Raw genomic sequence first — 12,109 nt, 5'->3', positions numbered from 1 at the left:
GCGGGAACGTCGGTCTCTCCGCGTTCTTCATGCCGTCAAGACATGCCATTCGTTTTTCCGTGGGCGGAAAGAGAAATTTTGGTGGCGCGCCGCAGAGCCCGGTGCGGGCGCAGCCTTGAACACGGCGCCCGATGATGCCACTTTCCGGCCACCCGAAAAGAGGACCTCTCCATGAGCCTGCGCATCAACGATATCGCCCCCGATTTTACCGCGGAAACCAGCCAGGGAACCATCTCGTTCCATGATTGGATCGGCAGTGGCTGGGGCGTCCTGTTCTCGCATCCGAAGAATTTTACGCCCGTCTGCACGACGGAGCTCGGCGCCATGGCCGGCCTTCAGGACGAGTTCGCCAAGCGCGGCGTCAAGGTCATCGGCATCTCGGTCGATCCGGTCGAAAGCCATGAGCGCTGGAAGAACGATATCCGCACGGCGACGGGCTACGAGGTCGATTACCCGCTGATCGGCGACAAGGACCTCGCCGTCGCCAAGCTCTACGACATGCTGCCGGCCGGTGCCGGCGAAAGCTCGGAAGGCCGCACGCCCGCCGACAACGCGACGGTTCGCTCGGTCTTCGTGATCGGGCCGGACAAGAAGATCAAGCTGATCCTCACCTACCCGATGACGACCGGCCGCAACTTCGACGAGATCCTGCGGGCGATCGATTCGATCCAACTGACGGCGAAGCATCAGGTGGCAACGCCCGCCAACTGGAAGCAGGGCGAGGACGTGATCATCACCGCCGCCGTTTCCAACGAGGACGCGATCGCCCGCTTCGGCAGCTTCGACACGGTTCTGCCCTATCTGCGCAAGACGAAGCAGCCGGCCGCCTGAGCCTGAGGCGCCTGAGCCTCCGTCAGCCTGAGCACAAGCCTTAGGCGACGCGCTCGCCGGCGCGCCAGACGCCGGCGACGAGCGGCGGTGCACCCGCCTCCGCCCGTACCCGCAGCAGATCGGCCCGCAGGCCGATCTCGATCCGACCGCGATCGGCAAGGCCGGCTGCCCGTGCCGGATTGGCGGTGATCATGCGCACCGCATGCGGCAGGTCGGTCTGTCCGCGCTCGGCGAGCAGGAAGGCGGCCTGCAGTAGGCTGAACGGCACGTAATCCGACGAGAGAATGTCGAGCGCATCGCGCTCCAGAAGGTCGAGCGCCGACACGTTGCCGGAATGCGACCCGCCCCGCACCACGTTGGGTGCGCCCATCAACACCTGCAGATCGGAGGCCTTGGACAGCGTCGCGGCCTCGATCGTGGTCGGGAATTCGGCAAGCGCAATGCCGAGATCGACGCTCTCGCGCACATGCGCCGCCGTGGCATCGTCGTGCGAGGCCATCGGGATGCCGGCATCGTGGCAGCGTGTCGCGAGCGCCAGCCGATTGCGATCGGCGTTTTCCACCGACTGGGCGATGCGCCGCGCGCTGAACGCCTCGAAATCCGCGTCCGAAATCTTCTTCTTGCCCTGATAGTAGATCCGGTAGGCCTCCAGGCTCACGAACTGGCGCTGGCCGGGCGCGTGGTCCATGAGGGATGCCAGCCGAACCCGGTCGTTGCGTTTCATCGCATCGAACTGCTCGACCACGTCGGGCATCGAGACTTCGCAACGCAGATGGATGAAGTGCTCGGCGCGCAGCCGGTTCGCCGCCGTGGCAGACGAGATCATCGCCGCCATATCCGCCATGTCGCCGGTGCCGAGATCCGTATCGCCATCGAGCCCGACGCGCAGAGCATCGAAAACCGTGGTGATACCGGCGGTGGCGATCTGCCCGTCATGGGCCTGGAGCGCTGCGGCAAGGTTCCAGCGCACCTTCGGCCGTGGCTGGATATGGGTCTCCAGATGGTCCGTGTGCAGCTCGACGCAGCCGGGCATCAGGTAATCGCCCTGAAGGTCGATCCCGTGTGCCGTCCCCTGCGCTGTCGTCCCGCTGGAGATGTCGGCAATGATCCCGTCGCGCACGAGGACGGTGCCCTCGACGATCTCGGTGGGAAGGATGATGGCGCAGTGGGTGAAGATCTGTTCGCGGGTCATGGTCTGCCGTTCCGCAAGCCGGGGCATGCGGCTTTTCGAGTGAGAGGGGAGGGATAGGCGCGGCGCCGGTGTTCCGTCAGATGACGACCTTGCGCAGCTGCTGGGACAGGATGTCCATCAGCGTCACGGTCGCGACGACGATGATGAGAATGGCGGAGGCTTGCGGATAGTAGAACCCGCGAATGCTCTCGAACAGCACCTGTCCGATGCCGCCGGCACCGATGAGGCCGAGCACGGTGGCGGAGCGGATGTTGGATTCCAGCCGATAGAGCGAGAACGAGATCCAGAGCGGCAGGACCTGCGGGATGACGCCGAAGATGACCTGCTGCAGCCGGGACGCGCCGGTGGTCCGGATCGCCTCGACCGGGCGCGGATCGATGGCTTCGACGGCTTCGGAGAAGAGTTTGGCCAGAATGCCCGTCGTGTGCACGAACAGCGCCATGACGCCGGCGAACGGCCCGAGGCCGACCGCCACGACGAAGAGCACGGCGAAGACGATCTCGTGGATGGCCCGAAACAGGTCCATGAGCCGGCGAACCGGATGCAGCACCCACCAGGGCGCCATGTTGTGGGCCGAGAGGATGCCGAAGGGAATGGAGAGAAGAACGGCAAGGAACGTGCCCCAGAGCGCGATCTGGATGGTGACGAGCATCTCGTTGAGATAGGAGGCCCACTCCTTGAAATCCGGTTTCAGAAAATCCTTGGCATAGGACGCCATGTTGCCGGCGTCCGAAAAGAGATAGGTCCAGCGTCCCATCTCGGCCGGGCCCCAGCTGGCGGCAAGCGCCCCGACGAAAACCAGCGTGACGAGCCAGCCGCGCATGCTCCGCACGGGCTTGGGGCCTGCCTGGCCGGCCAGCGGGCGGGCGGTCGTGACGCCGGTGGAGGCGATGACGTCGGTCATGGGCGTCGTCCTTTAGAGATAGGGCATGAGATCGGGCATGCGACGAGAAGGAACCGGAGCGGACGGTGCCGCCCGCTCCGGTCGGGGGCATCAGCCGTTGGACGCGGTGCCGAGTTCGGCTTCGAACTTGGCCTTCTGCTCGTTGAGCGGCTTGACCTTCTCGGCCTTGGCGTCGGCCGACAGCGAGGCGTCGGCTTCGATCTTGGCGATCGACTTCGACAGTTCCATCACGCGGATCGGCAGGAGCTGCTTGTCGGTCGAAGCCTTGAACGGTGCCCATTTCAGGCCGGCGAGGACCTCCTTCTCATGGGCGACGTCACCCTTGGAATTGGCCGTGCCATAGGCAAGGAAGAAGTCGCGCAGCTTGGTCTTCGTTTCTTCCGGCAGATCCTTGCGCCAGACGATCGGGTCGGACGGGATCAGCGGCGAGCGCCAGATTTCGCGGATATTGGCAAAGGCGTCCGGCTTGTTCTGCTGGATCAGGGCCATGTTCTCGGTGTTATTGGCCGCCGCATCGACCTGTTTCATGGCGACGGCCATGGAATTGGTCTCGTGGTTGGCGTTGGTCACCGTCTTGAAGCAGGTCTTCGGATCGATGCCGCGGGCGCCGAACACGAAGGTCATGGGCACGAGATAGCCGGAGGTGGAGTTCGGGTCGCCGAGGCCGAAACTCTTCGACTTGTCGCAGGTCAGAAGCTCGTCGATCGTCTGGATCGGGCTGTCCTTGGGGACGATCACGACCGACCAGTAGCCCGGATCGCCGTTCTTGGCGACGCTCTGCACGAACACTTCGCCATCGGCACGATCGACCGCTTCCATGGCCGACTTGTTGCCGTACCAGGCAACCTGCACCTTGTTGAAGCGCATGCCCTCGATGATGCCGGCGTAATCCGAGGCGAAGAAGGGCTTCACGTCGAGACCGGTCTGGGTCTTCAGATCGGCCAGCAGCGGCTCCCAGTTGGTCTTCAGGTTCTGCTGGGACTCGGTGGAGATGATGCCGAAATTGATGGTCTCGGCAGCCAGCGCCTGCTGGCTGAATGTGGCGGCGAGCGAAAGCGCCGCAATGCTCTTGAAGATCGCGTTCATGGTGGTCTCCGGTTGGCAGTTATGTCGGGATCAGACGGTGGCGAGCGCCGCCTGGCGTTTGGCAGGATCGACGCCGGTGGGCGCCATGGGGTCGGCCGGGCTGCTCGGTGCAGCATCCGGCAGGACGAGTTCTTCCGAGGCCGCTCCGTAGAGTTCGGCCAGGAAATCATTGGAAAGAGCCGTGGACGGGCCGTCATAGACGATGGCGCCGTCCCGCATAGCGATCGTGCGGCGGCAATAGCGCCGCGCATATTCGACCTGGTGGAGCGAGACGAGCACGGTGATGCCGTCCTCGCGGGAGATGTCGGCGAGCACGTCCATCACGCGGCGTGCGGCCGAGGGATCGAGCGCCGAAATCGGCTCGTCGGCAATGAGGATGCGCGCTTCCTGCACGAGCGTGCGGGCGATCGCCGCGCGCTGCTGCTGGCCGCCCGACAGCGTCGAGGCGCGTTGCGCTGCGACCTGGGGAATGCCGACGCGGGCAAGGGCTGCATGCGCCTTGTCCTTCTCGGGCACATTGAAAAGACCGAGCGTGCCCCGCCAGCGCGGGATGCGGCCGAGATGGCCGATCAGCACGTTGGTCAGCACGGACAGGCGTCCGACGAGATTGAACTGCTGGAAGATCACCGCGACCCGGCCGCGCGCAGCCTCCCGGTTCATGCGCCCGCCCGCCTGCGACACCTCGCCCAGGATCTCGACACGTCCGCCATCGCCGTCGCCGATTTCGAGGCCGGCGATATGGCGGATGAGCGTGCTCTTGCCGGACCCGGACGCGCCGATCAGCGCCACCATCTCGCCCTGCTCCAGCATGAGGCTGACCCCGTTCAGCGCCCGGGTTTCGCCATAGCGTTTGGAAAGGTTGGTCACGGACAGCGCGAGGGGGGTAATCTCGGTCATGGTTTGATCCCGGACAGCAGCTCGAAAGCCGACCTCATGCCGGCTGCACGTCGAGGGACTGTGAGCGGCAAGCGGTAATGGTTGCGTGACGGTTACATGAAACTTTTGCGTCAAAGCCCCGTTTCGGAGCCTCGTTTCAGGCGGCGTAGCGCTCGATGAACGCTTCGCCGGTCAACATGCGAAAATCCTCAAGGGCGGCGAACAGCCTGTCATGCGGCCAGTCCCACCAGGCGAGCCGCTCCATGCCGTCAGCCGTCTCGCGGGAGAAGCGGTCGCGGATCAGCCGGGCGGGGACGCCGCCGACGACCGTGTAGGCTGCCACATCGCGGGAGACCACGGCGCCGGCGCCGACGACCGCGCCATTGCCGACCGCCACGCCCGGCAGGATCGTCGCGCCATGGCCGATCCAGACATCGTGACCGATGGTCACCCGCCGGGCCCGCCGTGCGGCGAAGAAGTCCGCCTCGTCCTCGGCGCCCTCGAAATAGTCGCCGGCCCTGTAGGTGAAATGGTGAAGGGTGGCGCGCTCCATCGGGTGGTTGGTGGCGTTGAGCCGCACCATCGAGGCGATGTTGACGAACTTGCCGACGGTCGCGCACCAGAGCGCGCAGTCCTCCATGACATAAGAATAATCGCCAAGCTCGACCTCGCCGAGGCGCGACCTTTCGGCAATCTCGACATAGCGACCGAGCCGGCAGTCGGTCACTTTTGCGGTTTCGTGGATGTTCGGGACATGTTCGGAGAGCTTGGCCATCACGCAGCCTTTCGAGCCGAGAATGCGGACACGTCGATCGTGCGGGTCGCCACGGCCTCGCGCACCGGCTGGTCGTGGAAGATCCCGAGAATGGCGGTGCCGCGCGCGCGCTTCTCGCCGATCATCGCGGTCACCACGTCCCGGTTCTCCGCGTCCAGCGAGGCGGTCGGCTCGTCGAGCAGCAAAACGGGATGATCGGTGATGAAGCCGCGGGCGATGTTGACGCGTTGCTTCTCGCCACCGGAGAAGGTGGCGGGGGGCAGTCCGTGCAGCGTCTCCGGCAGGTTGAGCCGGGAGAGCAGGTCGCGGGCGCGCAGAAGCGCTTCCGTGCGGTCGATGCCGCGCGAAACCAGCGGCTCGGCAACGATCTCCACCGCGGAGACGCGCGGCACGGCGCGCAGGAACTGGCTGACATAGCCGATGCCGTCATGCCGGATGGCAAGCACGAGGCGCGGATCGCCGGCCCCGAGATCGCGTATGTCGCCGCTTTCGGGGTCTCGCACCAGGACGGAGCCCGCGTCGATGGCGTAGTTGCCGTAGACCATGCGCAGGATGGACGACTTGCCGACGCCCGAGGGGCCGCCGAGGACGACGCATTCGCCGGGAAAGAGATCGAAGCGGACATGGGCGACGACCGGCAGCACGACGCCATCGCGCAGATGCATGACGAAGGATTTGGCGACATCGCGCACGCTGAGCAGCGCGCCGTCCGGCATGGTCGGATCGGTCGGCGGGATGGAGGAGAGAGGCATCGGCGGACTCCGGCGCATGATGTGCGGGCTCAGGATTCGGGAATGGAGGCGACGAGAAGCTGGGTATAGGCGTGGCGCGGATCGTCCAGCACCCGGTCGGTCAGCCCTGCCTCCACGATGTGCCCGCCCTTCATCACGATCATCCGCTGCGACAGGAGCCGCGCGACGGCGAGATCGTGGGTGACGATGACGACTGCGAGCGACAGGTCGGTGACGAGACCGCGCAGGAGATCGAGCACGCGGGCCTGCACGGAGACGTCGAGGCCCCCGGTCGGCTCGTCCATGAAGATCAGCCGGGGATGGGTGACGAGGTTGCGGGCGATCTGCAGGCGCTGGCGCATGCCGCCGGAAAAGGCGATCGGCTGGTCGTCGATCCGCTCGGCGGCGATTTCCACGCGCGACAGCCAGTCGCCAGCCGTGCGGCGGATCTCGCCATAGTGACGCTCGCCGACCGCCATCAGCCGCTCGCCGACATTGGCGCCGGCCGACACCCGCATCCGCAGCCCGTCGGCCGGGTTCTGGTGCACGAAGCCCCAGTCGGTGCGCATCAGGAAGCGGCGCTCGGCTTCCGAGAGATCGGCGAGATCCGGAAACCGCCCGTCGCGCATCCGGTAGCGGATCTCGCCGGCCGAGCGTTCCAGCCGGCCGGAAATGCAGTTGAGCAGCGTCGTCTTGCCGGAGCCGGACTCGCCGACGATGGCGACCACCTCGCCCGGCCAGACGTCGAAGGACACGTCCGTGCAGCCGACGAAGGCGCCGTAGCGCTTTTCGAGCCCGCGGACGGAGAGGATGGGATCGGTCATCGCGTGGTCTCCTGCTCGCTCGACGCGTGCTCCCCGAGCTGCGGCAGGCCCGGGCCTGCGTGGCCCTCCGCCTGTCGCGTCTCGCAATGGTCGGTGTCCGAGCAGACGAACATCCGCCCGCCCCGGTCGTCGGTCACCACCTCGTCCATATAGACGCCGGTCGCGTTGCAAAGCGCGCAGGGGCGGCTGAAGGTCTGGACCGTGAAGGGATGATCCTCGAAATCGAGGCTCGTCACCTGGGTAAAAGGCGGCAGCGCATAGATGCGCTTCTCGCGTCCCGCGCCGAAGAGCTGCAGGGCGGGGGAGCGGTCGAGTTTGGGATTGTCGAATTTCGGAATGGGCGAGGGGTCCATGACATAGCGCCCCTCGACCTTCACCGGATAGGCATAGGTCGTGGCGATATGGCCGTGCTGGGCGATGTCCTCGTAGAGCTTCACATGCACGAGGCCGTATTCTTCCAGCCCGTGCATGACCCGCGTCTCCGTCTCGCGCGGCTCGAGAAAGCGCAGCGGCTCGGGGATCGGCACCTGGAAGACGAGGGTCTGGTGCGCCTGCAGCCGCTCTTCCGGAATGCGGTGGCGGGTCTGGATGATCGTCGCATTCGCCGTCTTCGTGGTCGTCGCCACATTCGCGGTCTTGGCGAAGAAGGCACGGATCGAGACGGCGTTGGTCGTATCGTCGGCGCCCTGGTCGATCACCTTGAGAACGTCGTCCGGCCCGAGAATGGCCGCCGTCACCTGCACCCCGCCCGTGCCCCAGCCGTAGGGCATCGGCATCTCGCGCGAGGCGAACGGCACCTGATAGCCGGGGATGGCGATGCCCTTCAGGATCGCACGGCGGATCATGCGCTTGGTCTGTTCGTCCAGATAGGCGAAGTTGTAAGCGGGCAGGGTCATTCCGCGGCCTCCTGTCGGTCCATTTCCGAGGTCTTGGTCGCATGTTCCCGCCGCAACATGCGCAGCAGGTCGAGCTCGGCCTGAAAATCCACGTAATGCGGCAGCTTCAGATGCTCCACGAAGCCGGTGGCCTCGACATTGTCGCAGTGGGAGAGGACGAACTCCTCGTCCTGCGCCGGTGCCGCACGGTTCTCGTCGAATTCGTCCGCGCGGAGCGCCCGATCGACAAGGCTCATCGACATGGCCTTGCGTTCCGACTGACCGAAAACGAGGCCGTAGCCGCGCGTGAAGCGGGGACCGTCCTCGCCGCCGCCCTTGAACTGCGACACCATCTGGCACTCGGTGACGCGGATCGCGCCGATGGCGACGGCAAAGCCGAGTTCCGGCAGGTCGATCTCCAGATCGACAAGGCCGATGCGCACTTCGCCGACGAAGGGATGCGTGCGCCCGTAGCCGCGCTGCGTCGAATAGCCGAGCGACAGAAGAAAGCCTTCGTCGCCGCGCGCCAGCGCCTGAAGCCGCAGATCCCGTCCCGCGGGAAAGCCGGTCGGGTCGCGGGTGAGGTCGCCGGGCTCGGCATCGGATGCGACATCCGGCTCGATCAGGCCCTCGCCATTGAGGATATCCGTCACGCGGGGATAGGCGGCATCGCCGGCCACGTCGCCAGCCACGTCACGCCGGGCGCCGGGCTCGACGGGGTGGTCGCCGGCCATGTCGGGGTCGATCAGGCGGTGTGTATAGTCGAAGGTGGGTCCGAGCAGCTGCCCGCCGGGAATGTCCTTGTAGGTGGCCGACACGCGGCGCTCGATCCGCATGGCCCCGGTCTCCACCGGCCGCGTCGCGCCGAAGCGCGGCAGCGTCGTGCGATAGGCGCGGATGAGGAAGATCGCCTCGATCAGGTCGCCGCGCGACTGGCGCACGGCCATGGCGGCGAGCTCGGGATCGTAGAGCGACCCCTCGGCCATGACGCGATCCACAGCGAGCGACAGCTGGCCGGCGATCTGGTCGAGCGAGAGTGCAGGGACGGAGCGGTCGCCCCGACGCCGGTCGGCGAGCAGCCGGTGCGCCTTTTCGATGGCGGCTTCCCCGCCCTTGACGGCAACATACATGGCTTAGGCCTCCTGGATGCGTGTGGTGCGGGGCAGGGCCAGCGCCTCGCTGCCCGAGACGAGGACGAGATCGAAGCCGAGCGGAAAGCCGGCGCGGTTGGCGGCCATGACATCGGCAAAGCCCTTCGGCAGGCCTTGCGGCGCGATGTCGCTCGAGGTCTCGATGCCCGGCCCGCTGAGGCTGAGGCGCTCGCCGCCGCGAAGGGAGGCGACCGGCAGAAGCAGCGTGGCCGAGCGATCCGGATATTCCGCCGTGCCCACCGCAAAACGGCTCCAGGCAGTGGTGTCGCTGTCGTCGGCAAGGTGAACGAAGCGGGCGGACGGCACCGCGCCTGTTATCGGCGCGCCGGTGTGGAAGCCGACCCAGGCTTGTGCGTCCGGCATGTCCGTTTCGAAGAACACGGGCGTATCGTTGTCGGCCAGCGCCAGAAGGATCGCGCCGGCCGCAGACGACATCGGCCTGGGGGGGCCGGCAAGGCCTGCGAAGTCGGCGATGCTGCCCGGTCGCGCAAAGGCATCCATCAGGGCGCGAAAGGCGCGCTGCGACCCGAAGACGGGCTCGGCGAAACCGCCATCGACAAAGGCAAGGCTCATCGGTCTTCTCCCCGAACCAGCGTGAAGAAATCGACGCGTGTCGCTTCCGTTTCTTCCGCGCGCTGCCGGCGCGCTTCGGCATCGAGGACCAGCGCGGGTGCGACGACATCCGTCTCGATCATGGGCTGCCATTCGGCACGCTGACCGAGCGCGTCGAGATGCGCCACCATGCGGGCCTTCTCCAGGTCGCGACCGAGAACGATGGCGTGGCCGACCTCGCCGCTGTCGAGCTTCACGGTCGCCCGCGTCACGCTGGCTTCGCCAAGGTTGAACGGTGCGCCGCCGCCGCCGATCCGTCCGCGCACCATCACGGCACCGATCTCCGGCCCCCGCACGGGGATTGCCGACGGTGCGGTTCTGGCAATCGCACCGTAGCGCTCGGCAAGGATGTCCGCGGGCATGGACGCCATGGCGTCGAGCGCGCGTTTGCGATCTGGGATCTGCTGTTCTGTGGTCATTTCGGATCCTATTTGTCTATTTGTGTAGACAACTAATCTTGATCCGATTTATAACCCGAAAATCATGACGCCGCTGTGACACTCTTTACTGGCGGCGCTGAAGGGATGGGCCATGGACAGACAGGATGACGGAATTTCACGCTGGCGCCGGGTGGCCGATGGCATTCGCGCCTCGATCCTTGCGGCCGCAGTAACCGACCGCCTTCCCCCGGAAACGGAGCTTGCGGCCGACTATGGCGTCAACCGCCACACGGTGCGCCGCGCCATCGCGGCCCTTGCGGCGGAGGGCATCGTCCGGGCCGAGCGGGGTCGAGGGACCTTCGTCAATCCGGTCGAGCCGCGCATCTCCTATCCGATCGGCACGCGGGCGCGGTTTTCCGAAAACATGATGCGGCAATCGCTGGAGCCCTCGGGGCGTCTCGTCGGATCGCAGAAGGTGGTGGCGGACATGGCGATGGCGCGGCTGCTCGGCCTCGCGCCGGGCGCCCCGCTTCACCGGCTGGACCATATGGCCGTGGTGGACGGCGTGCCTCTGTCCCGCTCCACCTCGCACTTCTCGGCCGAGCGCTTTCCCGGCATCATCGCGGCCTATGCGCAGGAGGGCTCGATCACCCAGGCGCTGCAGCGCTGCGGCCTTGCCGATTATCGCCGGCGCGAAACGCGCCTGACGGCCGAACGGATCGCTGCGACCGATGCCGACGCGCTCGCCTGCGCCGCCGATGCCATCGTGCTCGTCACCAATGCCGTCGATGTGGATCTCGAGGACCGGCCGGTGCAGGCGATACGCACCCGGTTTCTGGCGGATCGCATGGAACTCGTCTTCGCCAATCCGCAGAGCGCCCTTTAAGCGGACGCCCTATCGCCCGACCTTCGGCCGGTCCACCGGCGCGACCATCAGGTTGATGCCTTTGGAGCGCATGCGCTCCAGATGCTCCGGCGCGATATTGTCGTCCACGATGACGAGATCGAACTCGGTGAGGGCTGCGAAGGAATAGAGCGCACGGCGCTCGAATTTCGTGTGGTCGGCCAGAAGGATGCGCATGGCGGCGCTGTCGAACATCGCCCGCTTGGTCTCCACCATTTCCGGCGACTGGTGAAACGCGACATCGTCGAGAATGGCCGACATCGACATGAACACGGTATCGCCCCGGAGTTTTTCGATCTCGCGGATGGTCATGCGGCCCATGAAGGCATTGCACCAGTTGTAGAACTGCCCGCCAAGACCGAGCAGCGTGACGTCCGGTACGGCCTTCAGCTCGTTCATCAGATTGAGCGAATTGGTAATGACCGTCAGCGGCACTTTTTCCGGCAGGTGGTGGGCCATCTGCAGCACGGTGGTGCTGTCGTCGAAGAAGATCGCCTGTCCCGGCTCGATGAAGGTCATGGCCGCCCGGGCGATCGCAGCCTTCTCGCGAGCCTGGCGGCTCGATCGGTAGACGTCGCTGGATTCGATCAGGCTCGTCGGGGCGGCGGTGACGATACCGCGCGTCTTGCGGAAAAGGCCGCGGCTGACGAGTTCGTCGACATCCCGGTGCGCCGTCATCAGGCTGATGCCGAAACGGTCGGTCAGGTCCTCGATCCGCATGGAGCCCTCGGCCATCACGGCCTCGGCGATCAGCTGACGGCGCACGATCTGGCGGGCATGACGACTGTCGCTCGGAAGCTCGGACATGAACGGACTGGCGGTTGTCTTGTTCGTCATCCCGGTGCCCCTCTGTTCGCTCTGCCTGCGTCCTAGCGGAATGAATTTGACATTTGATACCCACCAGCGGCGATCTCTGTGATCAAATGTAAAATTCTTAAATTCCACTCGAATCATGAACTTCCTAGTGG

The 12,109-nt window shown here is 65.9% G+C and carries 14 protein-coding genes; 2 read left to right on the top strand and 12 right to left on the bottom strand.

What is annotated here, in order from left to right; translation table 11 throughout:
- Nucleotides 1–171 precede the first annotated feature (171 nt).
- On the top strand, nt 172–831 hold the full coding sequence (locus tag C8J36_RS13625) for a peroxiredoxin (RefSeq protein ID WP_132535640.1): 660 nt from the start codon (nt 172–174) through the stop codon (nt 829–831).
- 40 nt (nt 832–871) lie between these two features.
- Here C8J36_RS13625 and C8J36_RS13620 read toward each other — a convergent pair whose 3' ends face one another.
- From C8J36_RS13620 to phnG, 11 genes are all read right to left on the bottom strand, one after another.
- Nucleotides 872–2,023 carry an alpha-D-ribose 1-methylphosphonate 5-triphosphate diphosphatase gene (locus C8J36_RS13620; RefSeq protein WP_132535638.1) on the bottom strand — a complete coding sequence of 384 codons (1,152 nt, stop codon included), beginning with the start codon at nt 2,021–2,023 and terminating at the stop codon, nt 872–874.
- A gap of 76 nt (nt 2,024–2,099) precedes the next feature.
- Nucleotides 2,100–2,927 (bottom strand): phosphonate ABC transporter, permease protein PhnE, encoded by an 828-nt coding sequence (phnE, locus tag C8J36_RS13615; RefSeq protein WP_132535636.1) that lies wholly within the window; start codon nt 2,925–2,927, stop codon nt 2,100–2,102.
- 90 nt (nt 2,928–3,017) lie between these two features.
- Nucleotides 3,018–4,013: a phosphonate ABC transporter substrate-binding protein gene (gene phnD, locus C8J36_RS13610; RefSeq protein ID WP_132535634.1), complete on the bottom strand. Its 996-nt coding sequence runs from the start codon at nt 4,011–4,013 to the stop codon at nt 3,018–3,020.
- A 30-nt stretch (nt 4,014–4,043) separates the two neighbouring features.
- Complete coding sequence (gene phnC / locus C8J36_RS13605) at nt 4,044–4,910, bottom strand: phosphonate ABC transporter ATP-binding protein (protein ID WP_132535632.1); 867 nt, start codon at nt 4,908–4,910, stop codon at nt 4,044–4,046.
- Nucleotides 4,911–5,046: 136 nt separating this feature from the next.
- Nucleotides 5,047–5,664, bottom strand: coding sequence for a DapH/DapD/GlmU-related protein (locus tag C8J36_RS13600; protein ID WP_132535630.1), 618 nt, complete (start codon nt 5,662–5,664; stop codon nt 5,047–5,049).
- A complete protein-coding gene (gene phnL, locus C8J36_RS13595) occupies nt 5,664–6,416 on the bottom strand; it encodes a phosphonate C-P lyase system protein PhnL (RefSeq protein ID WP_245506554.1) in 753 nt (250 codons plus the stop codon). Before phnL ends, C8J36_RS13600 begins: the two co-directional genes overlap by 1 nt.
- Nucleotides 6,417–6,445: 29 nt before the next feature.
- On the bottom strand, nt 6,446–7,219 hold the full coding sequence (gene phnK, locus C8J36_RS13590; protein WP_132535628.1) for a phosphonate C-P lyase system protein PhnK: 774 nt from the start codon (nt 7,217–7,219) through the stop codon (nt 6,446–6,448).
- On the bottom strand, nt 7,216–8,115 hold the full coding sequence (locus tag C8J36_RS13585) for an alpha-D-ribose 1-methylphosphonate 5-phosphate C-P-lyase PhnJ (protein ID WP_132535626.1): 900 nt from the start codon (nt 8,113–8,115) through the stop codon (nt 7,216–7,218). The genes phnK and C8J36_RS13585 overlap by 4 nt, the downstream gene beginning before the upstream one ends.
- Nucleotides 8,112–9,224: a carbon-phosphorus lyase complex subunit PhnI gene (locus C8J36_RS13580; RefSeq protein ID WP_132535624.1), complete on the bottom strand. Its 1,113-nt coding sequence runs from the start codon at nt 9,222–9,224 to the stop codon at nt 8,112–8,114. Before C8J36_RS13580 ends, C8J36_RS13585 begins: the two co-directional genes overlap by 4 nt.
- 3 nt (nt 9,225–9,227) lie before the next feature.
- Nucleotides 9,228–9,818, bottom strand: coding sequence for a phosphonate C-P lyase system protein PhnH (phnH, locus tag C8J36_RS13575; protein WP_132535622.1), 591 nt, complete (start codon nt 9,816–9,818; stop codon nt 9,228–9,230).
- Nucleotides 9,815–10,276 carry a phosphonate C-P lyase system protein PhnG gene (phnG, locus tag C8J36_RS13570; protein ID WP_132535620.1) on the bottom strand — a complete coding sequence of 154 codons (462 nt, stop codon included), beginning with the start codon at nt 10,274–10,276 and terminating at the stop codon, nt 9,815–9,817. The genes phnH and phnG overlap by 4 nt, the downstream gene beginning before the upstream one ends.
- A 112-nt stretch (nt 10,277–10,388) precedes the next feature.
- Here phnG and phnF point away from each other — a divergent pair, with 112 nt between their 5' ends.
- Entirely contained in the window at nt 10,389–11,123 is a 735-nt protein-coding gene (phnF, locus tag C8J36_RS13565) for a phosphonate metabolism transcriptional regulator PhnF (RefSeq protein WP_132535618.1), read from the top strand.
- A gap of 9 nt (nt 11,124–11,132) precedes the next feature.
- Here phnF and C8J36_RS13560 read toward each other — a convergent pair whose 3' ends face one another.
- Nucleotides 11,133–11,978 (bottom strand): DeoR/GlpR family DNA-binding transcription regulator, encoded by an 846-nt coding sequence (locus C8J36_RS13560; RefSeq protein ID WP_062595378.1) that lies wholly within the window; start codon nt 11,976–11,978, stop codon nt 11,133–11,135.
- Nucleotides 11,979–12,109 lie beyond the last annotated feature (131 nt).

It is taken from the genome of Rhizobium sp. PP-F2F-G48, assembly GCF_004342335.1.
In the GTDB taxonomy this organism is placed as follows: domain Bacteria; phylum Pseudomonadota; class Alphaproteobacteria; order Rhizobiales; family Rhizobiaceae; genus Ferranicluibacter.
Note: the sequence above shows the minus strand (reverse complement) of the source record. Positions and strands in the feature narration are given on the sequence as shown.

Excerpts from the sequence above, each read along its gene's own strand:
- phnD (WP_132535634.1), bottom strand. The coding sequence starts at position 4,013 with ATGAACGCGATCTTCAAGAGCATTGCGGCGCTTTCGCTCGCCGCCACA.
- phnG (WP_132535620.1), bottom strand. The coding sequence starts at position 10,276 with ATGACCACAGAACAGCAGATCCCAGATCGCAAACGCGCGCTCGACGCC.
- C8J36_RS13580 (WP_132535624.1), bottom strand. The coding sequence starts at position 9,224 with ATGTATGTTGCCGTCAAGGGCGGGGAAGCCGCCATCGAAAAGGCGCAC.
- phnL (WP_245506554.1), bottom strand. The coding sequence starts at position 6,416 with ATGCCTCTCTCCTCCATCCCGCCGACCGATCCGACCATGCCGGACGGC.
- C8J36_RS13625 (WP_132535640.1), top strand. The coding sequence starts at position 172 with ATGAGCCTGCGCATCAACGATATCGCCCCCGATTTTACCGCGGAAACC.
- C8J36_RS13620 (WP_132535638.1), bottom strand. The coding sequence starts at position 2,023 with ATGACCCGCGAACAGATCTTCACCCACTGCGCCATCATCCTTCCCACC.
- phnK (WP_132535628.1), bottom strand. The coding sequence starts at position 7,219 with ATGACCGATCCCATCCTCTCCGTCCGCGGGCTCGAAAAGCGCTACGGC.
- phnH (WP_132535622.1), bottom strand. The coding sequence starts at position 9,818 with ATGAGCCTTGCCTTTGTCGATGGCGGTTTCGCCGAGCCCGTCTTCGGG.
- phnF (WP_132535618.1), top strand. The coding sequence starts at position 10,389 with ATGGACAGACAGGATGACGGAATTTCACGCTGGCGCCGGGTGGCCGAT.
- phnE (WP_132535636.1), bottom strand. The coding sequence starts at position 2,927 with ATGACCGACGTCATCGCCTCCACCGGCGTCACGACCGCCCGCCCGCTG.
- C8J36_RS13600 (WP_132535630.1), bottom strand. The coding sequence starts at position 5,664 with ATGGCCAAGCTCTCCGAACATGTCCCGAACATCCACGAAACCGCAAAA.
- phnC (WP_132535632.1), bottom strand. The coding sequence starts at position 4,910 with ATGACCGAGATTACCCCCCTCGCGCTGTCCGTGACCAACCTTTCCAAA.
- C8J36_RS13560 (WP_062595378.1), bottom strand. The coding sequence starts at position 11,978 with ATGACGAACAAGACAACCGCCAGTCCGTTCATGTCCGAGCTTCCGAGC.
- C8J36_RS13585 (WP_132535626.1), bottom strand. The coding sequence starts at position 8,115 with ATGACCCTGCCCGCTTACAACTTCGCCTATCTGGACGAACAGACCAAG.